Annotated in this window: 20 protein-coding genes; 14 read left to right on the top strand and 6 right to left on the bottom strand. The window is 59.9% G+C overall.

The window, feature by feature from the left end:
• Positions 1–133 precede the first annotated feature (133 nt).
• The 6 genes from AC1DIG_RS16080 to AC1DIG_RS16055 all read left to right on the top strand — a co-directional run bounded on the left by AC1DIG_RS16080 (position 134) and on the right by AC1DIG_RS16055 (position 7,104).
• Positions 134–610, top strand: a complete 477-nt coding sequence (locus AC1DIG_RS16080; protein WP_427532702.1) for a formate dehydrogenase subunit gamma — start codon at positions 134–136, stop codon at positions 608–610.
• Entirely contained in the window at positions 607–2,169 is a 1,563-nt protein-coding gene (locus AC1DIG_RS16075) for a formate dehydrogenase beta subunit (RefSeq protein ID WP_477768086.1), read from the top strand. Before AC1DIG_RS16080 ends, AC1DIG_RS16075 begins: the two co-directional genes overlap by 4 nt.
• Positions 2,166–5,054, top strand: coding sequence for a formate dehydrogenase subunit alpha (gene fdhF / locus AC1DIG_RS16070; RefSeq protein WP_477768085.1), 2,889 nt, complete (start codon positions 2,166–2,168; stop codon positions 5,052–5,054). The genes AC1DIG_RS16075 and fdhF overlap by 4 nt, the downstream gene beginning before the upstream one ends.
• Entirely contained in the window at positions 5,051–5,272 is a 222-nt protein-coding gene (locus AC1DIG_RS16065; RefSeq protein ID WP_427532696.1) for a formate dehydrogenase subunit delta, read from the top strand. The genes fdhF and AC1DIG_RS16065 overlap by 4 nt, the downstream gene beginning before the upstream one ends.
• A 374-nt stretch (positions 5,273–5,646) precedes the next feature.
• Positions 5,647–6,105, top strand: a complete 459-nt coding sequence (locus tag AC1DIG_RS16060) for a hemerythrin domain-containing protein (protein ID WP_477768084.1) — start codon at positions 5,647–5,649, stop codon at positions 6,103–6,105.
• Between the two features lie 363 nt (positions 6,106–6,468).
• A complete protein-coding gene (locus AC1DIG_RS16055; RefSeq protein ID WP_477768083.1) occupies positions 6,469–7,104 on the top strand; it encodes a hypothetical protein in 636 nt (211 codons plus the stop codon).
• 39 nt (positions 7,105–7,143) lie between these two features.
• On the opposite strand, the gene AC1DIG_RS16050 is transcribed toward AC1DIG_RS16055, so the two are convergent.
• From AC1DIG_RS16050 to AC1DIG_RS16040, 3 genes are all read right to left on the bottom strand, one after another.
• Positions 7,144–7,686 carry a hypothetical protein gene (locus AC1DIG_RS16050; RefSeq protein WP_477768082.1) on the bottom strand — a complete coding sequence of 181 codons (543 nt, stop codon included), beginning with the start codon at positions 7,684–7,686 and terminating at the stop codon, positions 7,144–7,146.
• Between the two features lie 83 nt (positions 7,687–7,769).
• On the bottom strand, positions 7,770–9,098 hold the full coding sequence (locus AC1DIG_RS16045; protein ID WP_477768081.1) for a sensor histidine kinase: 1,329 nt from the start codon (positions 9,096–9,098) through the stop codon (positions 7,770–7,772).
• A gap of 8 nt (positions 9,099–9,106) precedes the next feature.
• The gene (locus tag AC1DIG_RS16040) at positions 9,107–9,817 is read right to left on the bottom strand and encodes a response regulator (RefSeq protein WP_477768080.1); all 711 of its coding nucleotides are present in this window, start codon (positions 9,815–9,817) and stop codon (positions 9,107–9,109) included.
• A gap of 212 nt (positions 9,818–10,029) precedes the next feature.
• Between AC1DIG_RS16040 and AC1DIG_RS16035 the strand changes: the two genes are divergently transcribed.
• The 5 genes from AC1DIG_RS16035 to AC1DIG_RS16015 all read left to right on the top strand — a co-directional run bounded on the left by AC1DIG_RS16035 (position 10,030) and on the right by AC1DIG_RS16015 (position 12,281).
• Positions 10,030–10,305, top strand: coding sequence for a hypothetical protein (locus AC1DIG_RS16035; RefSeq protein ID WP_477768079.1), 276 nt, complete (start codon positions 10,030–10,032; stop codon positions 10,303–10,305).
• Between the two features lie 167 nt (positions 10,306–10,472).
• Positions 10,473–10,913, top strand: coding sequence for a bleomycin resistance protein (locus AC1DIG_RS16030; protein WP_477768078.1), 441 nt, complete (start codon positions 10,473–10,475; stop codon positions 10,911–10,913).
• A gap of 94 nt (positions 10,914–11,007) precedes the next feature.
• Positions 11,008–11,586, top strand: a complete 579-nt coding sequence (locus AC1DIG_RS16025) for a DedA family protein (RefSeq protein WP_477768077.1) — start codon at positions 11,008–11,010, stop codon at positions 11,584–11,586.
• Positions 11,587–11,775: 189 nt separating this feature from the next.
• Positions 11,776–12,030 (top strand): type II toxin-antitoxin system prevent-host-death family antitoxin, encoded by a 255-nt coding sequence (locus AC1DIG_RS16020; protein ID WP_262116002.1) that lies wholly within the window; start codon positions 11,776–11,778, stop codon positions 12,028–12,030.
• Positions 12,027–12,281 (top strand): Txe/YoeB family addiction module toxin, encoded by a 255-nt coding sequence (locus tag AC1DIG_RS16015; RefSeq protein WP_477768076.1) that lies wholly within the window; start codon positions 12,027–12,029, stop codon positions 12,279–12,281. The genes AC1DIG_RS16020 and AC1DIG_RS16015 overlap by 4 nt, the downstream gene beginning before the upstream one ends.
• Before the next feature lie 221 nt (positions 12,282–12,502).
• Here AC1DIG_RS16015 and AC1DIG_RS16010 read toward each other — a convergent pair whose 3' ends face one another.
• Positions 12,503–13,684 carry an acetylornithine/succinylornithine family transaminase gene (locus AC1DIG_RS16010; protein ID WP_477768075.1) on the bottom strand — a complete coding sequence of 394 codons (1,182 nt, stop codon included), beginning with the start codon at positions 13,682–13,684 and terminating at the stop codon, positions 12,503–12,505.
• Positions 13,685–13,786: 102 nt separating this feature from the next.
• Here AC1DIG_RS16010 and AC1DIG_RS16005 point away from each other — a divergent pair, with 102 nt between their 5' ends.
• The 3 genes from AC1DIG_RS16005 (at position 13,787) to AC1DIG_RS15995 (ending at position 16,464) form a co-directional block, all read left to right on the top strand.
• Entirely contained in the window at positions 13,787–14,695 is a 909-nt protein-coding gene (locus AC1DIG_RS16005) for a LysR family transcriptional regulator (RefSeq protein WP_477768074.1), read from the top strand.
• Between the two features lie 131 nt (positions 14,696–14,826).
• Positions 14,827–15,840 (top strand): GGDEF domain-containing protein, encoded by a 1,014-nt coding sequence (locus AC1DIG_RS16000; protein ID WP_477768073.1) that lies wholly within the window; start codon positions 14,827–14,829, stop codon positions 15,838–15,840.
• A 126-nt stretch (positions 15,841–15,966) separates the two neighbouring features.
• Positions 15,967–16,464, top strand: a complete 498-nt coding sequence (locus AC1DIG_RS15995) for an N-acetyltransferase family protein (RefSeq protein ID WP_477768072.1) — start codon at positions 15,967–15,969, stop codon at positions 16,462–16,464.
• A 175-nt stretch (positions 16,465–16,639) separates the two neighbouring features.
• Here the strand turns inward: AC1DIG_RS15995 and msrA are convergent, their stop codons facing one another.
• Both msrA and AC1DIG_RS15985 read right to left on the bottom strand, forming a co-directional pair.
• On the bottom strand, positions 16,640–17,347 hold the full coding sequence (gene msrA / locus AC1DIG_RS15990) for a peptide-methionine (S)-S-oxide reductase MsrA (RefSeq protein ID WP_477768071.1): 708 nt from the start codon (positions 17,345–17,347) through the stop codon (positions 16,640–16,642).
• 30 nt (positions 17,348–17,377) lie between these two features.
• A complete protein-coding gene (locus AC1DIG_RS15985; RefSeq protein ID WP_477768070.1) occupies positions 17,378–19,189 on the bottom strand; it encodes a cytochrome c biogenesis protein DipZ in 1,812 nt (603 codons plus the stop codon).
• Between the last annotated feature and the right edge of the window lie 4 nt (positions 19,190–19,193).

Here is a 19,193-nt window from a genome sequence, read left to right as displayed (position 1 = left end):
AGATGCCCGCTCAGGGTGCCTGGCCAACGGCCTGAAAATGCCACGATACCGTGACGTGGCGTGAACGCCGCAGCCGACACTTTTCGGACAACCGACAACCACCTGGTTTGTCCGTGACCGTGAGGAATGCTGTATGCCTGATGAGATGTTGCACCTGTCTATGGTCAACAACCTGCTGGAGCGCCACAAGGGTTCGCCCGGCGCGCTGTTGCCGATCCTCCATGATATTCAGGAGGGCATCGGTTACATCCCCGATGCCGCCGTCCCCGAGATTGCCCATGCGCTCAATCTGAGTCAGGCCGAGGTTCGCGGGGTGATCAGTTTCTACCATGACTTCCGTACCGCGCCCCCGGCGCGGCATATCCTGCGTCTGTGCCGGGCCGAGTCCTGCCAGAGCCGCGGCGCCGAGCAGCTCGCTGCGCAATTGCGTGAGCGCCTGCAACTGGACGACCACGGCAGCAGTGCCGACGGCAGCATCAGTCTGCGTCCGGTGTATTGCCTCGGCGCCTGCGCCTGTTCGCCCGCTCTGGAGCTGGATGGTCAGGTGCATGCGCGGCTCAATGCCGAGCGCCTGGATGCCCTGCTTGATGCTTGCCAGGAGGACGCATGATGCCGGCTTTCTATCTGTCCTGTGATTCGCTGGCCCGTGCCGTGGGTGCCGAAGAGGTTGCGGTAGCCCTTATCACCCATGCCCGGGGACGCTTTGTGCCTCTGGAGTTGCAACGCACCAGCTCGCGCGGCCTGTACTGGCTGGAACCGCTGCTGGAAGTCGACAGCCCGCAAGGCCGTATCGGCTTCGGCCCGTTGACCGCGGCCGATGTGCCCTCAGTGCTCGATGCCTTGCAAGGCGAGCCGTCTGCTCATCCGCTGGCCTTGGGCCTGGTGGAAGAGTTGCCCTATCTGAAGACACAACAACGCCTGCTGTTTGCCCGCGCCGGCATCACCCAGCCGCTGTACCTCGACGATTACCGGGATCATGGCGGTTTCGAGGGTTTGAAAAGAGCCATCACCATCGGTGGCGAACAGACCGCAACTGAGGTGTTCGATTCGGGCCTGCGTGGCCGTGGCGGCGCGGCCTTCCCCGCCGGGATCAAATGGCGCACGGTGCGCGGTACTCAGGCGGCGCAGAAGTACATTGTGTGCAACGCCGACGAAGGCGACTCCGGCACCTTCGCCGACCGCATGTTGATGGAAGGCGACCCCTTCCTGCTGATCGAAGGCATGGCCATTGCCGGCATCACCGTCGGCGCCAACTACGGCTACATTTATGTGCGCTCGGAATATCCACGGGCCGTGGCCACACTGCGCGCGGCATTAGATATCGCCCGGTCCGCCGGTTACCTCGGCGCCAATGTCGGCGGCAGCGGCCTGGCCTTCGACATGGAAGTGCGGGTCGGTGCCGGTGCTTACATCTGCGGTGAAGAAACCGCGCTGCTGGACTCGCTCGAAGGCAAGCGCGGGATCGTCCGCGCCAAGCCACCGATCCCGGCCTTGCAGGGCCTGTTCGGCCTGCCGACCCTGGTGCACAACGTGCTGACGCTGGCCTCGGTGCCGATGATTCTGGCCAAGGGCGCGCAGTTCTATCGCGATTACGGCATGGGCCGTTCGCTGGGCACCATGCCTTTCCAGCTGGCGGGCAATGTTCGTCACGGCGGTTTGGTAGAGCGGGCATTTGGCCTGACCCTGCGGGAATTGGTGGAAGAGTACGGCGGCGGTACCGCCAGTGGCCGACCGCTGAAAGCCGCACAAGTGGGCGGCCCTCTCGGCGCCTGGGTGCCACCGGAGCAATTCGACACGCCGCTGGATTACGAAGCGTTCGCCGCCATCGGCGCCATGCTCGGTCACGGTGGTGTGGTGGTGGCTGACGACAGCCTCGACATGGCCCACATGGCGCGCTTCGCCATGCAGTTCTGCGCCGAGGAATCCTGTGGCAAATGCACTCCCTGCCGCATCGGCTCGACCCGCGGCGTGGAGGTGATCGACCGCTTGCTGGCCGCGCCTGACCAGAGCAGTCGTAATGAACAGGTGATCATCCTCAAGGACCTGTGCGACACCCTGCAGTACGGTTCGCTGTGCGCGCTGGGCGGCATGACTTCCTATCCAGTGGTCAGCGCCCTCAAGTACTTCCCCGCTGACTTCGGTCTGCAAGCCTCGGAGGCCGACCAATGATCACTCTCTTCGACCCGAACACCGATATCGATCTGGGTACCCCGGCTCGCCACAGCGACGTGCAGGTCACCCTGAACATCGACGGCCAAAGCATCAGCGTGCCCGAAGGCACGTCGGTGATGCGCGCCGCCGCAATGCTGGGCACCACCATTCCCAAACTGTGTGCCACCGACAGCCTGGAAGCCTTCGGCTCGTGCCGCATGTGCCTGGTCGAGATCGACGGCATGCGCGGCTACCCGGCGTCCTGCACCACGCCGGTCAGCGAAGGCATGAGCGTGCACACCCAGACGCCGAAGCTCGCGACCCTGCGCCGCAACGTCATGGAGCTGTACATCTCCGATCACCCGCTGGACTGCCTGACCTGCTCGGCCAACGGCAACTGCGAGCTGCAAACCGTCGCCGGCCAGGTCGGCCTGCGGGAAGTGCGTTACGGCTATGAAGGCGAGAACCATCTGGACGACCAGAAGGACACCTCCAACCCCTACTTCGACTATGACCCGAGCAAGTGCATCGTCTGCAACCGCTGCGTGCGCGCCTGCGAAGAAACCCAGGGCACCTTTGCCCTGACCATTACCGGGCGCGGTTTCGAATCCCGGGTCGCAGCCGCCGGTGGCGAGAACTTCCTCGACTCGGAATGCGTGTCCTGCGGCGCGTGTGTACAAGCCTGCCCGACCGCGACGCTGATGGAAAAAAGCGTGGTCGAGCTGGGTCAGCCCGAACACAGCGTGATCACCACCTGCGCCTACTGCGGCGTGGGCTGCTCGTTCCGCGCCGAGATGAAAGGCGACCAGGTCGTGCGCATGGTTCCCGACAAGAATGGCCAGGCCAACCACGGCCACTCCTGCGTCAAAGGGCGCTTTGCCTGGGGCTACGCGACCCACCCGGATCGCATCACCAAGCCGATGATCCGCAAGCACATCAACGACCCTTGGCAGGAAGTCAGCTGGGACGAAGCGGTGACCTACGCCGCCAGCGAATTCCGCCGCCTGCAGCAAAAATACGGCCGCGACTCCATTGGTGGCATCACCTCCAGCCGCTGCACCAACGAAGAAACCTACCTGGTGCAAAAACTGGTGCGCGCCGCGTTCGGCAACAACAACGTCGATACCTGTGCGCGGGTCTGCCACTCGCCGACCGGCTATGGCCTGAAACAAACCCTGGGCGAGTCCGCCGGCACTCAGAGCTTCGACTCGGTGATGCAGGCCGACGTGATCCTGGTGATGGGCGCCAACCCGAGCGACGCCCACCCGGTGTTCGCCTCCCAGCTCAAGCGCCGCCTGCGTGAAGGCGCGCGGTTGATCGTTATCGACCCACGCCGCATTGACCTGGTGGACACGGTGCATGCCCGCGCCGAACTGCACCTGGCGCTGCGTCCGGGCACCAACGTCGCCATGCTCAACGCCCTGGCCCACGTCATCGTCACCGAAGGCCTGCTCAACCAGGACTTTATCGACGCCCGTTGCGAAGGCAACGATTTCGCCCAATGGAAGGCGTTCGTCAGCCGCCCGGAAAACTCGCCGGAAGTCCTTGGCGACATCTGCGGCGTTGCCGCTGCCGATATCCGCGCCGCCGCCCGGCTGTATGCCACCGGTGGCAATGCAGCGATCTACTACGGCCTCGGCGTTACCGAACACAGCCAGGGCAGCACCGCGGTCATGGGCATCGCCAACCTGGCCATGGTCACTGGCAACATCGGTCGCGAAGGCGTGGGCGTGAACCCGCTGCGTGGGCAGAACAACGTTCAGGGCTCCTGCGACATGGGCTCCTTCCCGCACGAGCTGCCCGGCTACCGGCACATCTCCAATGAGGTGATTCGAGCGCAATTCGAACAGGCCTGGAACGTTACGCTGCAACCCGATCCGGGCCTGCGCATTCCCAACATGTTCGAGTCGGCCCTGGCCGGCAGCTTCAAGGGCCTGTATTGCCAGGGCGAAGACATCGCCCAGAGCGACCCGAATACCCAGCACGTCACCGCGGCCCTGTCGGCCATGGAATGCATCGTGGTGCAGGACATTTTCCTCAACGAAACCGCCAAGTTCGCCCACGTGTTCCTGCCGGGCGCCTCGTTCCTGGAGAAAGACGGCACCTTCACCAACGCCGAGCGGCGCATCTCCCGAGTGCGCAAAGTCATGGAACCGCTGGGCGGCAAGGCCGACTGGGAAGGTACGGTGGCCCTGGCCAACGCGCTTGGTTACCCGATGAACTACCAGCATCCGTCGCAAATCATGGATGAAATCGCCAGCCTGACGCCGACCTTCACCAACGTCAGCTACGCCTCGCTGGATCGCCACGGCAGCCTGCAATGGCCATGCAACGCCGCGGCACCGGACGGCACGCCGACCATGCACATCGAGGAGTTCGTGCGCGGCAAAGGACGCTTCATGCTCACCGGCTACGTGCCCACCGAGGAAAAGGTCAACAGCCGCTATCCGCTGCTGCTGACCACCGGGCGGATCCTCAGCCAGTACAACGTCGGCGCCCAGACCCGGCGTACCGAAAACGTCGCCTGGCACGACGAAGACCGCCTGGAAATCCACCCGACCGACGCCGAGAGCCGTGGTATCAACGAAGGTGACTGGGTTGGCATCGGCAGCCGCGCCGGACAAACCGTCCTGCGTGCGCGGATCACCGAACGGGTAGCCCCGGGCGTGGTGTACACCACTTTCCACTTCCCGGAATCCGGGGCCAACGTCATCACCACCGACAACTCCGACTGGGCCACCAACTGTCCGGAGTACAAGGTCACCGCCGTGGAAGTCAGCCGCGTCTACCACCCTTCCGAGTGGCAAAAACGCTACCAGGAATTCAGTGACGATCAACAACGCTTGCTCGACGAACGCCGCCAGGCACGCACCACCGGAGCAAAAGCCGAGGTACGCCGATGAGCACCGCTAACCTGATCAAAATGGCCAACCAGATCGCCCAGTACTTCGCCACCGAACCGGACCAGCAACAAGCCGCGCTCGACGTGCGTAATCATATGAAAATGTACTGGACGCCCGGCATGCGCAAGGAGTTGCTGGCCTGGCAAACCGAGCATCATGGCGCAGACTTGCACCCGCTGGTGCAATCGGCAGTCAGTGGAGCGGGCTGGGAGGCTTAGGTTCACCTGATCCATTGAAATTGCCCCTTGGCCTGTGAAGACAGGCCAAGGGGCAAACTCATGCTCTGCTTGATAATGCCCCCCGTTCTTCCCCCCTCCAAAACCACCGCCCCCTGTTATTTGCAGCATTTCCTGCTGCAGATCAAATAACGCATATCAACACTGACCTGATATTTCCAATTCATCCAAGGGCTGCACATTTCCCGGGATGAGGGTTTGGCGTCCGACTATACTAAAAAGGTTTAGTACAGAGTGATGAATGCTGTGGATGGAGGCATTAGACGTGATGGAAGTTTATATATATGGCCACCCTTGGAAGTTGGTGATTAATAATAATTTTCCATGATGCCTTGGTGTAGCGTAGAGGACTATATATGAACACCCTATTGAATGAGCTGCACACTTACCATCATGAGGTGGCTAAAAAAATTACCCAGATCAAAGCATTACTGGGGAAAATGAAGCATGAGCCCGCGGGTGCCGATGATCGCAAGTTGTTGTTTCAGGAACTGGAAGCCTTGCATGGTGACGCAGAGCGGCATCACCATGAAAATGAGGAGATTATCCGGCGGGCCTTGCTGGAGACCGAGGCACCGATCCACCAACGGGTCAAGGATATCGAGCGCGATCATCTGGCATTTGGGCGTATTGCTGCACAACTCAAGGCGTTGGAAGATTCAACTCAGGAACTAAAAGTGATCGCTGATACCATCGATGACTTTATCAAGAAATACTATGACCATATGGAAAGCGAGGAGAACATCTTCTTCCCTATGGCCGACAAGTGGCTGTCAGATACTCAATGGCAGGAAGTAAAGAGCCAGTGGCATTAAGCGGAACGCTCAACATCGCTAATCAAGACTGGGCTGTTATTTAATATTCGAGTTCACAAAGTAATGGCGTGACTGAAATGGGCGACCTGAACAAGGTCGCCCATTTTTATTTGTTTTTTTGACAACTGAACACCACCCCACTTGCAGCCCTCCAACCTGACGGCTTCTCGGCTCAACAACCTTGATCAACGCTGACTTCCCCCCATACGTGAAGCGCCGTTCAGGCTATGGAAAAAATCTGCATTTTTTCCTTGTTCCCCGCAAAATTTTCTCAGGTATGGCCTTTTGAAATCACCTGACACTCTCTAGAATCCACCCCGCACTCCGAATGGAGGCGCTTTGCCATCAATTAAGGAAGTCGTCATGCAATTTGGAAAAATTCTGGGGTTGGCCCTGGTGCTTGGGCTGAGCGGTTGCGCCAGTTTTACCAAGGACGAAGTGGCTCCGGTGACTATGCCGTCCATGTCCGCTTATTCGAACAAGCCGAATGTCTATGTGGACTTCGACTTCTATCAGGGCGAGCCAAAAAGCGCTTCAGCCGTTGAAGTTCCACAGGCGCGCGACATGCTCAAGCCTGAACTGCAAAAAGTGCTGAACGATTCCGGACTCTTTGGCCGCGTCACGCTGGACAAATTCCAGCAGCAGCCTGGCGACTACAACCTGCGCCTCAAGGTGTACAACCACCCGCCGGGGGGTGGTCAGATGGTCATGGCTTTTATCAGTGGGTTCACCTTTACCGTGATCCCTACGATGGCGACGGATCAATACACCATGAGTCTCGAGGCGCTTGACCAACAAGGCCTGACCGTCAGCAATACCAGTAACCATGACGCGATCAATACCTGGATGGGCATCTGGTTTGTGCCTTTGATGGGTAACACCCCGAAAGCGGCGGTGAGCGATACCTTCAGTCGCCAGGTCAACGCGTTGCTCAAACAATTGGTAGAGAGCAAGAGCCTGAAATATTCGGCACTCGATTCCCACGTGCCACGGGCCTGATAAAAAACAAGAGCCGCAATTGCGGCTCTTTTTTTACCCTCACTTCAGGGCCTGGATGAACTGCGGGTCGCTGTACAGGCTCTTCAACAAATCACGAACCATCGGGTTGTAGGCATTGGCGGCATTCGGAATCGCAATGGGTCCGAAAAAACTGCTGTCCCACTGGTGCTTCACGTCTTTGGTCGCGTCATAAACCACTTCATTGCCCTTGAACAACGTAAAGCGGGCTGCAAGCTCGCCAGTTCCGGTGCCCATTCCTGCCGTCAGCTCATTCTTGACCAGCAATACATCGAGGCGCCGCTGTGCTTGCGGATCCAGCAGGCCCGCTCGACGCAGTTCTTCGTTGATGGCCTCCTGAATATGCAGAGGGATGCTGCCACTTGGCGAACTGATCCGATTGGCCCGAACCGTCAACGAGCCCTGACCAGAGTCCGCCTTCACCTGAGCATTGCTGATCGATTGCAGCGGTGGGGTCTGTTTGAGCTGTTGGACGTTCTCGTAACTCGGCTCATAACGCGTCATGGTCACACCACAACCTTGCAGCAGCACGAGCAGTGGGACAAGCAGGAGGGATTTTTTCACGGCGTTTCCTTGCGTGAGTACAGGGGAGCGGGATTATCGTTAGATGGCAGCTGGCCATCAACCACGAATCATCTCTAACTTCCCTACACCGGCAACACCACCCGCGCCTCCAACCCTCCAACCGTGCGGTTGCACACGGTCAGCGTGCCGCCGTGTTCCAGAACGATCGCCCGCGCCGCCGACAACCCCAGTCCCACGCCTCCCGTGCTCTTATTCCGCGACCCTTCCAACCGAAAGAACGGCGCAAATACCTGCTCATAACAATCAACAGGAATCCCCGGCCCGCGATCAAGTACGCGAACGATCACCTGTTCATCCTCCTGGCGCAGTTCAATCGCCGGCTCACTGGCGTACTTGATCGCGTTGTCCAGCAAGTTGGTGATCACCCGTTTCAGCCCTAGCGGGCGGCCGAAGTAGACCAGTCGGGGTGGGCCGCTGAAGGCGATGTCGATGGACTGGTCGCGGTAGTCGTCGATCAGGGTTTGCAGCAGTTCGGCCAGGTCGAACTGGGTTGCCTGTTCCAGGCGAGCGTCGTCGCGGAAGAACTCCAGGGCGGAGTTGATCATGGCCTGCATTTCGTCGACGTCGCGAAACAGCCGTTGCTGCTGCTCCGGGTCTTCGATGAATTCGCCGCGCAGGCGCATTCGGGTCAGCGGGGTGCGCAGGTCGTGGGAGATGGCAGCGAGCATCTGCGTGCGGTCCTTGATGAAGTGCTGCAACTGGGCCTGCATCGCATTGAACGCGAGGATCGCCTGGCGGATTTCATGCGGGCCGACCGGGTCGATGGGCGGTGCACGAAAGTCGACGCCGAAGCGTCGGGCGCCTAGGGCGAAGTGCTGCAAGGGTTTGGCCAGTCGGCGGGTGGCAATCAGCGCGACGATGCCGGTCGACAGCAGCACCAGCAGAATCACGATCAGGGTTCGCGGCCCTTCCGCCAGCCCCCAGCTGCGTGACGACACGCTGAACATCAGCCAGGACTCATCCGCCAGTTGCACCAGCAAAGCGTAATGCCCGTTCTTCTGTGGCCAGTCGCCGGGTTGATAGGCTTCGACCCGGCGGGTCGGCGTATTGAACAGTCGCTGGGCCTCCGGTGAGGCGGTGCGGTAAGCCGCTTCGGGAGTGTCCGGCAAGTCGAGGCCTTGACGGGTGGCATGCCAGCTCACACTGAAGGTGCTTTCGCTGGCGGCCTCGGCCAGGCGTTCGCGCTGTGACACTTGCGAGGCTTCGATCATCCGGGTAATGGACGCGGTTTTTTCCAGCAGGCCGGTTTCGGCCAGCGGTGGATAAGCCCAGACGCCGGCCAACTGGATAAACAACGCGTTGAACGCCAGCGATGTGAGCATTGCGATGAGGGTGGTCAGGGCAATCCAGCGGGCCACGGTATCCCGCGGGCGCAGACGCAAAGCGGCCATGAGTTTTTTCACTGGCGGGTCACGCTGGGGGTGAACAGATACCCGCCGTTGCGCACGGTACGAATCATCTCCGGACGCTTGGTGTCGTACTCCAGTTTGCGCCGCAAGCGGCTGACCTGAACGTCGATACTGCGATCGAACGCCTCATGCGTGCGGCCTCGCGCCAGGTCCAGCAGCTGTTCCCGAGTGAGAATGCGCTGTGGATGCTCAACAAACACCAGCAGCAAATCGAACTCACCGGCCGACAGTGGAATCATCACCTGATCCGGTGAGCGCAGTTCCCGACGAGTGAGGTCCAGTTGCCAGTCAGCGAACTTGATCAGCGGGCGCGGGGCTTCCCCGATCAACGGACGGCTTTCACCGGCCCGGCGCAGCACCGCGCGCACGCGGGCCAGCAGCTCCCGGGCGTCGAACGGTTTGCTCAGGTAATCATCGGCGCCCATCTCCAGGCCGACCACCCGATCACTCAACTCACCCATGGCGGTCAGCATGATCACCGGCGTCGGGAATTGCTGGCGCAGGCGTTGGCACAGCGTCAGCCCGTTCTCGCCCGGCAGCATCAGGTCGAGAATGATCAGGTCCGGTGCCTGGCGCTCAATCGCCGCCCACATCGAGGCGCCATCGGTGGCCACTTCCACCGCATAACCTTGTTGCACGAAAAACTTCTTCAGCAGCGCGAGGACCTCAAGGTCGTCGTCCACGATCAAAAGACTGCTCACCAGCGGCATCACTTAAGGTCTGAAAGAACCCCCATCTAAAACCATTCGGCGCGCTCCGTCATATATTTCAATCGGGTAACAAAGCGACAGCGCGGTAAAAAAGCAGACATCTTTGCGCAAGGCCGGAATGTCAGCATCTGCCATCTTTTCCCGAAGACTGTTTGCTCATGCCTTTGCTCACGCGTTCCACTGCTGCCAGGAAGCCCTGACCGATGATCTCTGAAAACCAGTCCCTGATCCTGCAACAACGCGTGGTGAAACACGCAAACGCCAACCTGCACTGCCGCGAAGTCAGCCTGCGATTGTCGAGCGACCAGCGCGAGATGATCCTCACTCGCTACACCGAACACTACAGCCCCGACGGTCTGCAATGGGTCGAACGCAGCCACCGCGTGCCGGTGACCGAGCTGCTGCGCTGGGTGATTGAACAGGGTGAGGCGCAAACGCTAGTGCAAGGTGGGGACGCTTCGATTGATCGTTCTCATTGATCGTTCCCACGCTCCCGCGTGGGAATGCAGCCCGTGACGCTCTGCGTCACCACCGCAGGGACGCGGAGCGTCCCGGGAGGCATTCCCACGCAGAGTGGGAACGATCAAGATTGAGGCGCTATCCTGAGTGCACATTGATCGGGCTGGATGCTCACTAAAGGAGAAGTATGTTTTCAAGGAACAGAATGGTCCCCGAACTGATGGTCGGCGACATCAGGAACAGTCTGGATTTCTGGACTACATTGGTTGGGTTCAGGGTCGCCTACGACCGCCCCGAAGAGGGCTTTGCCTACCTCGATTTCGACGGGGTGCAGGTCATGCTGGAGCAGTACGACCCGCTCGAAGAGCAATGGATAACCGGTCCACTAGAGGCGCCCTTTGGGCGCGGCATCAACTTTCAGATGACGGTCGATAGCGTCGAGCCGATTCTCCAACGCTTGGCCGCTGCCGAGTGGCCGTTGTTTCGCCCGTTTGCCGAGAAGTGGTATCGATCCGGTGCAGTGGAAGTCGGCCAGCATGAGCTGTTGGTGCAGGACCCGGACGGTTATCTGCTACGGTTGGTTGAGTATCTGGGGGAGCGTCCGCTTTCGAATGTCGCAGCCACATAATCGCTTCATTCATGAGTGCACAGGCAACGAACCCAGCCGATAACGGTCCACCATTGCCCTGCCTCCACAACACACCAAAGGCCGCCGACCGCCCATGTTCGAGCACATAGACCTCAACCACCTCCTGGCGACCTACGGCTATTGGGCAGTTTTTATTGGTTGTGTCATGGAAGGCGAAACCATCCTGATATTGGGCGGCATGGCGGCGCATCAGCATTTGCTGAAGCTTTGGCCGGTAATCGCCTGGGCCAGCGCCGGCGGGATGCTGGGGGATCAACTGCTGTTCTGGACCGGTCGTTATTTCGGCACGCGACTCTTGCCTCGTCTCAAACGCCAGCAAGCGCAAATCAAGCGAGTCACCGGACTGATTGAGCGTTACCCGTCGACGGCAGTTTTTTCGGTGCGATTTCTGTACGGCATGCGCTTGGTGGGCCCCATGGTGATCGGTGCCAGCGGCCTGTCGCCGCTGCGTTTTTCACTGTTGAATATGCTCGGTGCAATGGTCTGGGCCACGCTGTTTATCACCGGTGGTTATTGGGCCGGCGAAGCGCTTCAGCGATTGTTCGGCAACCTCAAGCCTTACCGGCTGCCGATTGCCTTGGGTGTTGTGGTGGTCGTTGCGGTTGTGGCGTTGATTCTGCACTTGAGGAACAAGCGTAAGTTGCGGGGGTAAATCGGGCTGTTTTTACTCGGATCGAACCTACATTTTTCAAGGAAACGTCTTGAAGACAACGGAGCATGCCGAGCGCCTAATCGAGGCTGCTTTTTGGACCTCCTCCGTTCGTAAAGACCACTCGTAGGTATCACCTTGCCAACATGTACTCATTTCTGTACGGTTTTCGCATCAAGCGAGGACAACACCATGCAAACGATCAACTACACCAATGCCCGGGCACATCTTTCCGAGACCATGGATCGAGTCAATGAAGACCGCGCGCCCCTGCTGGTAACCCGGCAGAAAGGTGAGCCGGTGGTGATGATCTCCCTTGCCGAATACAACGCTCTCGAAGAAACCGCCTACTTGCTCCGTACTCCGGCCAATGCCGAGCGTCTGATCAAGTCGATCAACAGTCTGCGCGCGGGGAAAACCAAGCCAAGGCAGCTCATTGAAGAATGAACATTCTGTTCACCTCCGAAGGCTGGGACGACTACCTCTGGTTTCAGCAGAACGATAAGGCCGGGCTCAAGCGGATCAACCTGCTAATCAAGGCAACCTTGCGGGATCCGTTCGCAGGCCCCGGAAAGCCTGAGCCACTCAAACATAACCTTAGTGGTTTTTGGTCCCGCAGGATCACTGCCGAGCACCGTCTGGTCTACACGGTAGAAGGGGGCGAACTACAGATCGTGATGTGCAGATACCACTACTGAACACCGAACCGAGCAGCCGAGCGGCATAAGTATCGACACATCTTTTGGTCCTAACCCTTGTAGCAGCTGCCGAGCCTGCGAGGCTGCGTTCGAGGACGAAGTCCTCGCAAATCCTGGATCGACGTTTTACCTGGTAAAACGTGCTAGCCGATTCAACGACCGCTGTGCGGCCGAACGCAGCCTCGCAGGCTCGGCAGCTGCTACGGGAGGGGCGAGATCGATCAGCTATCCGCGCCCCTCACCACCCGCCCTACCCCCCGCACGATCATCTCCACCTCCCGCTCATCAATAGTCAGCGGTGGCAGCAAGCGGATGGTCTTGCCCCGTGTCACGTTGATCAGCAGCCCGTGATCCCGAGCAGCGATCAGGGTCAGGTCGCGAATGGGCTGGGCCAGTTCGATGCCGATCATCAAGCCTTGGCCACGGATCGCCAGCACTTGCGGGTTGCCATCGAGTTCGGCGTGCAAGCGGGCGAGCAGGCGTTCGCCCTGACGCTTGGCGTTTTCCAGCAAGCCTTGTTCTTCGATGATTTCCAGCACGGTGCAGCCCACCCGGCACGCCAGCGGGTTTCCGCCAAAGGTGCTGCCGTGGCTGCCCGGCGTGAAGAGTTCGGCGGCTTTGCCGCGAGCCAGGCAGGCGCCGATGGGGACACCGTTGCCCAGGCCTTTGGCCAGGGTCATGACGTCCGGCACGATGCCTTCGTGCTGGAAAGCGAACCATTGTCCGGTGCGGCCGATACCGGTCTGGATCTCGTCGAGCATCAGCAGCCAGTTGCGCCGATTACACAGTTGGCGCAGGGCTTTCAGGTAGCCGGGAGGTGCGAGTTGCACGCCGCTCTCGCCCTGAATCGGCTCCATCAGAACCGCCACGATGCGCTGGCCGTAGGTCCGATGGGCCTTATCCAGCGCGGCGAGATCACCGAACGGCACTTTGATGAAATCCCCCGGTAACCCCTGAAACCCCAAACGCACCGCAGGACCATCGCTGGCCGACAAGGTGCCAAGCGTGCGGCCATGAAAGGCGTTTTCCATGACCACCACCAACGGCTGCTCGACACCTTTGTGCCAACCGTACAACCGGGCCAGTTTCAGCGCGGTTTCATTGGCCTCGGCGCCGGAGTTGTTGAAGAACACCCGATCGAGCCCCGACAACTGCGTCAGCTTGTGCGCCAGCCGTTGCTGCCAGTCGATGCTGTACAGGTTGGAGGTATGCAGCAACAGGCCGGCCTGTTCACTGATGGCGCTGACCACCTTCGGGTGCGAGTGGCCGACATTGGTCACGGCCACGCCCGCCACAGCATCCAGGTATTCACGACCGGCCTGATCCCACAGGCGTGTGCCCAGCCCTTTGGTAAAACTCAAGGCCAGGGGTTGATACGTGGTCATCAGGCAGGCGGCGGTCATGACATCAAGCTCCATCATTGGTCAGTGTTTTTGCAGTATCGTTAGCCACCTGAGCTGGATAAACGCCGTAACACTTCAATCATTTTAAAGCTGGGCTTGATAATGGATTTACTGCTGGCGATGTCGGTTTACGTGAAAGTGGTCGAGGCTGGCAGCATGACCGCCGCCGCCCTGGAGTGCGAAATGTCGACCACTATGGTCGGCAATCATCTGCGGGCGCTGGAGCAGCGACTGGGCGTCAGCTTGCTTCACCGCACGACGCGGCGTCAGCGCTTGACCGAATTTGGCTCGACCTACTATCAACGCTGTCTTGAGGTGCTGGGGCTGGTGGCCGACTCCGAGCGGTTGGCCGAACAAACCCAGGGTGAACCCAGCGGTACGCTGCGGATTACCGCCCCGCTGACCTTTGGCACGGAACGCCTGGCGCCAGCCTTGAGCGAATTCGTACTGCGCTGCCCGCAGGTCAAGCTGGATGTGGTGTTGACCAATCAACGCCTTGATCTGCTGGATAACGGCTTTGATGCGGCGATTCGCCTGGGTAACACCGAACCGCCCAACCTGATCGCCCGGCCACTGGAGGACTACACGCTGACCATGTGTGCATCGCCGGCGTATCTGGCACGCCGTGGCACACCGCAAAAACCGGAGGAGCTGGCCGATCACGACTGCCTGGCCTTTGCCTACCCGGCGGGCGATGAATGGCGTTCGGTGGAAAAACAGTGGCGCCTGAGCGGCCCCGACAGGGAGATCGTCGTGGCGGTGAGCGGCCCGATGCTGATCAATAGTTCATCGGGCCTGCACCAGGCGGCGCGCACCGGAATGGGTGTGGTGATGCTGCCGGATGCACTGGTCGATCAAGATCTTCGCGATGGGAAACTGGTGGCCCTGATGCAGGACTATCAACTGCCCCGTCGCCCGATGAATCTGATTTACGCGCAGGACCGCTACCGTTTGCCGAAACTGCGCAGTTTTGTCGAGTTTGCGTTGCAGACATGGGGTAAACAGAGCTGATCGCACACGCCATTATTACTGCGAAATAGGCTTCTACACCTTGATTTCCGGCGCTACAGTGTCAACGTGCCATGAGTTAGACTCTACGACTGGCCGGCCACTTGAAGATCAGGGCAGCAGGGAGAGCGGTGATGGTTGAGTTGTCCAGTATCGAGCCGTTGAAGGTCAGCCTGACTGATTTGAATGAAGACATGCTGCACGCGATTCTGGAGCTGGTCAGCGACGGGATCTGGGACTGGAACGCCAACACCGGTTTTGTCTACCGCAATCGCGGTTGGTACGACATGCTCGGCTACGCGCCTCATACACTTGAGAACAACGTGCTGGCCTGGGAGAACGCGATTCATCCCGACGATTACCAGCGGGTCATGATGCGTTTCGATGACCACCTGCATCAGCGCTCGCCCCATTACCAGGCCGAGTACCGTTGCCGCAAACAGGATGGCAGCTACATCTGGATCGAGGATCGCGGTCATGTGATCGCACGTAACGCCAATGGCTCAGTGGCACGGATGATCGGGGCAAACCGCAGCATTGAAGACAAGAAGCGTCTGCTCGAGCAACTCGAACGGCGCAATCATTCCCTCGAAGCGATGGTCGAGGAACGGACCCGCGAGTTGTCTCTGCTCAATCAGCAGTTGCAGGCTCAGTTGGACGAGAACCGCAAACTGGCAGAAAGCGACACCCTGACCGGGATCGCCAACCGCTATCTCCTGGAAAAAGCCCTGCCACTGGAATGCGAGCGTTCCCAGCGCTTTCGCCAGCCGCTGTCGCTGATCGCCATGGACATAGATGACTTCAAAAATATCAACGACCATTACGGCCATGCCTTGGGCGATGCGGCGCTGGTGCAGGTGGTCGAAAGCGTCAAACGCTGTGTGCGCGAAGGTGACTTGCTGGCCCGTTGGGGCGGCGACGAGTTCATCGTGATCCTGCCCAACAGCACGGCAGTTGCCGCCCGCGCCCTCGCCGAAAACATCCGCCTTGAGCTGTCGACCCTGCCACCGGTAGGCGACTTCCAGGTCACCATGAGCTTCGGCGTGGCGCAACGCTTTGAAGACGAGCAACAAACCGGGCTGCTGGCTCGGGCGGATCAGGCGTTGTATCGCTCGAAGATCATCGGCAAGAATATGATTTCCGGATGATGAACCTGGGCTTTGAGGCCTCAACCATTTCCATGGAGCGCTCCAGGATCAAATAGAGCGGTATGTTCTCCTGCGGCTTGAACACTACGGACAGTCATTTCGAGAAAAGGACGATCACAAAAGACCATGGAAACATTACTGATCTATCGGCGAGCGACAGTCGCTGACCTTCCGGGTATTTGTGAGCTGGGGCAACAGCTCAATAGCCTGCACCACCATGAACGACCGGATATTTACGCGCCTGAAACACACCTGTTCATGCGTGACCAAGCCCATTGGCTTCCTTATCTGGAGGGTGAAAACCAGGCAACCCTCCTCGCCGAGCAAACTGGCGTCGTCATCGGTTTTATCACGCTCCAGGTAACGCTGCTCAACAGCCCACTGTTGCAGCCGCAACGAGTTTCCCGTGTTGGCTCGGTTTGCGTCGACGATGCATTTCGCGGGCAAGGTGTTGGTCGCAAACTGATGGGGATGGCTCAAGACTGGGCTATCGAACAGGGCGCCAGTGACTTGCGTTTGACCGTATGGGCGTTCAACAAACCCGCATTAAGCCTTTACGAAGAACTGGGCTATGAGGTTCGCGCTTTCGAAATGGGCAAACGTCTGGAAAACGGGGAGGCCTGACAGCCTAATGCCAGTCAGTTAAGCGCAATCCATGTGGGAGCGAGCTTGCTCGCGATAGCGGTGGGTCAATCAACATTGATGTTGAATGTTATGCCGTCATCGCGAGCAAGCTCGCTCCCACAGGTTTGTGCCTTAACTGACTGGCGATAGGCCTGACCGTCCCCCTTTTTTTTGCCTAAAGCCCCGCCTTCACCAACACCGGTTTCTCCTGATACCGCTCCGGATACAGCTGTTTGAGCTGTGCCACTTTCGGCAGATCGTTGATCACGATGTAGGGATACGTTGGATGCTCCGTCAGGAAGTTCTGATGGTAGGCCTCTGCCGGGTAGAAGCCGTTGTAGGTTTCGAGTTTGGTCACGATCGGTTTGTTGAAGGCATGCGCTGCATCCAGCTGTGCGATGTAGGCCTGGGCGACTTTCTGTTGCTCGGCACTCTCCACAAAGATCGCCGAGCGATATTGGGTTCCGGTGTCCGGGCCCTGGCGATTGAGCTCGGTGGGGTTGTGAGCCACCGAGAAGTAGATTTGCAGCAAGGTGCCGTAGCTCACCTGAGCCGGATCGAAAGTGACCTGAACGGATTCCGCATGGCCCGTATCCCCCTCGCTGACACGCTCGTATTGCGCGGTGTTCGCAGCGCCTCCGGCGTAACCGGAGACCGCGTTCTTGACGCCTTTGACATGCTGGAACACGCCTTGAACACCCCAGAAGCAGCCACCGGCGAACACCGCCGTTTCGCTGTTGGCCTTGGGTGTTTCATCGAGGGCTGGCGGCGCGATGGCGACTGCGTCTTCGGCAGCGCCGAATGAAAAGGCCAGGCATTGGCCTGCGACTGCAGCGACGGCCAGCCCGAGCAGGGTCTGGCGCCAAGGGAAAAGGATTTTCATGAGAATGACTCCTGAGCAACTGAATACTCATCAACCAAAGGTAAACGCATACGCCGACACGCCCGGGTCAAGGAACTCGATGCTGAAGGTCCGATCTGCCACGTCGCCGGGTTGACGCACCAATTGGTAGAGGCGTTGTTCGGTCACGCTGCCGCTGCCATCCGGTGCGACGTCGGTGCCGTGGGCATCACCGGGGACTTTGCCGTCGATCATGACTTTGAAACGCACCGGCTTGCCGTCAGCGCCGGGGCCCAGCACCAGGTGCAGGTCGCGGGCATGGAAGCGGTAGACAATGCGGCTGGCCGGGGCGACCGATGTGGCGCGCTCCGAACCGACGTTCCAGTGACCGTCCAGCGTCCAGTCATTCAGCGCCAGCGTCGCCGGTGCGCTGTACGCGGCAACCTTGTCGGGCGCGAGGCTCGCCTCAGGTACGAAATGTTCCAAACGCTGGTAACCGACATAGGTTTCCGGCGAGCGCACTTCGTTCATGTCCGGTGCCTGTTGTACACCTTGGGCGCTGGCGTCGATCAGGCCATCGGCGACTTTAGCCGCGCCGGCTTCACGCAACAGCTGCTGGATCACCCGCTCTGATTCGGCGTAGTTGCCCTCACCAAAATGGTGGTAACGAATGCGTCCCTGAGCGTCGGCAAAATAATGCGCCGGCCAGTATTCGTTGTTGAAAGCACGCCAGATCCTGTAGTCGTTATCAATGGCCACCGGGTAGGTGATACCCAGATCCTTCATGGCCTTGGTCACATTGCCCACATCCCGTTCGAAGGCGAACTCCGGCGCATGCACACCGATCACCACCAGGCCCTGATTGCGGTACTTCTCGGCCCAGGCTTTGACATACGGCAAAGTGCGCAGGCAGTTGATGCAGGAGTAGGTCCAAAAATCCACCAACACCACTTTGCCTTTCAACGCTTGAGCGCTGAGCGGTTCTGAATTCAGCCACTGCACGGCGCCGTCCAGCGACGGCAGGTTGCCTTCGACGGGTAGCGGCGCGGGAGCGTTGGCGGCCACTTTCATCGCACCACCAGCGGCCATCATGGCTGAGCCTGATTGATCGTCGGCGGACGGCGGAATCTGCGCCATCATCGCTCCATTGTTGGCCGGTGATTTACCCGCCAGTCGACCGACCAGCGCCTGTTCAAGTCCACCCGTGGACGCGGTCGATACCCGCGCCAGAAGCCCGGTGTCGAGGCCCAAGGCGATCGCGGCCACACCCGCCAGCATCGCCGCACCAAGACCACGGCGCAGCCATTCACTGGCGCCGATCGAACGCTTCATCGCCGCGAAGACTTTACCGCCCAGCAGCAAGGCGACCGCGAGGGAAGTGGCGGCGCCCAACGCGTAGGCCAGCAACAGCAAGGTGGTGCCGATGCTTGCCCCTTGCAGCGCCGCGCCGGTCAGCACCAGCCCGAGAATCGGCCCGGCGCACGGTGCCCAAAGCAGGCCCGTGGCGACGCCGATCAGCAACGAAGCTCCGGGACGCGGCCGGGCATCGGCGCCCGCCGCTTCCGACAGTCGACTGCCGGCGGCCACCAGTGGACGCGTCAGCCGTTCGGCCAGTTGTGGCAGCAGCAGCGTCAGCCCGAACAGTGCTACGAACAGCAACGCGAGCCAGCGACCGTACTGATTGAGTTGCACCACCCAACCGCCGCCCACCGCCGCCAACGAGGCGACGAGCGCGAAGGTCAGCGCCATCCCCGCCAACAGCGGCAAGCCACTCTTGATAAACGGCTGCCCGGTGCGAGCGAAGACAAACGGCAGTACCGGCAGAATGCACGGGCTGAGAATCGTCAGCACACCACCGAGATAAGCGAGGACCAGAAGCCACATAACA

It is taken from the genome of Pseudomonas sp. 05N431 (assembly GCF_056397005.1).
The sequence above is the reverse complement of the archived record's forward strand: the minus strand, read 5'-3'. Positions and strand labels throughout refer to the sequence as shown.

Excerpts from the sequence above, each read along its gene's own strand:
- AC1DIG_RS16025 (WP_477768077.1), top strand. The coding sequence starts at position 11,008 with ATGTTCGAGCACATAGACCTCAACCACCTCCTGGCGACCTACGGCTAT.
- AC1DIG_RS16030 (WP_477768078.1), top strand. The coding sequence starts at position 10,473 with ATGTTTTCAAGGAACAGAATGGTCCCCGAACTGATGGTCGGCGACATC.
- AC1DIG_RS16055 (WP_477768083.1), top strand. The coding sequence starts at position 6,469 with ATGCAATTTGGAAAAATTCTGGGGTTGGCCCTGGTGCTTGGGCTGAGC.
- msrA (WP_477768071.1), bottom strand. The coding sequence starts at position 17,347 with ATGAAAATCCTTTTCCCTTGGCGCCAGACCCTGCTCGGGCTGGCCGTC.
- AC1DIG_RS16045 (WP_477768081.1), bottom strand. The coding sequence starts at position 9,098 with ATGGCCGCTTTGCGTCTGCGCCCGCGGGATACCGTGGCCCGCTGGATT.
- AC1DIG_RS15995 (WP_477768072.1), top strand. The coding sequence starts at position 15,967 with ATGGAAACATTACTGATCTATCGGCGAGCGACAGTCGCTGACCTTCCG.
- AC1DIG_RS16035 (WP_477768079.1), top strand. The coding sequence starts at position 10,030 with ATGATCTCTGAAAACCAGTCCCTGATCCTGCAACAACGCGTGGTGAAA.
- AC1DIG_RS16020 (WP_262116002.1), top strand. The coding sequence starts at position 11,776 with ATGCAAACGATCAACTACACCAATGCCCGGGCACATCTTTCCGAGACC.
- AC1DIG_RS16015 (WP_477768076.1), top strand. The coding sequence starts at position 12,027 with ATGAACATTCTGTTCACCTCCGAAGGCTGGGACGACTACCTCTGGTTT.
- fdhF (WP_477768085.1), top strand. The coding sequence starts at position 2,166 with ATGATCACTCTCTTCGACCCGAACACCGATATCGATCTGGGTACCCCG.
- AC1DIG_RS16000 (WP_477768073.1), top strand. The coding sequence starts at position 14,827 with ATGGTTGAGTTGTCCAGTATCGAGCCGTTGAAGGTCAGCCTGACTGAT.
- AC1DIG_RS16080 (WP_427532702.1), top strand. The coding sequence starts at position 134 with ATGCCTGATGAGATGTTGCACCTGTCTATGGTCAACAACCTGCTGGAG.
- AC1DIG_RS16075 (WP_477768086.1), top strand. The coding sequence starts at position 607 with ATGATGCCGGCTTTCTATCTGTCCTGTGATTCGCTGGCCCGTGCCGTG.
- AC1DIG_RS16005 (WP_477768074.1), top strand. The coding sequence starts at position 13,787 with ATGGATTTACTGCTGGCGATGTCGGTTTACGTGAAAGTGGTCGAGGCT.
- AC1DIG_RS16060 (WP_477768084.1), top strand. The coding sequence starts at position 5,647 with ATGAACACCCTATTGAATGAGCTGCACACTTACCATCATGAGGTGGCT.
- AC1DIG_RS16065 (WP_427532696.1), top strand. The coding sequence starts at position 5,051 with ATGAGCACCGCTAACCTGATCAAAATGGCCAACCAGATCGCCCAGTAC.
- AC1DIG_RS15985 (WP_477768070.1), bottom strand. The coding sequence starts at position 19,189 with ATGTGGCTTCTGGTCCTCGCTTATCTCGGTGGTGTGCTGACGATTCTC.
- AC1DIG_RS16010 (WP_477768075.1), bottom strand. The coding sequence starts at position 13,684 with ATGACCGCCGCCTGCCTGATGACCACGTATCAACCCCTGGCCTTGAGT.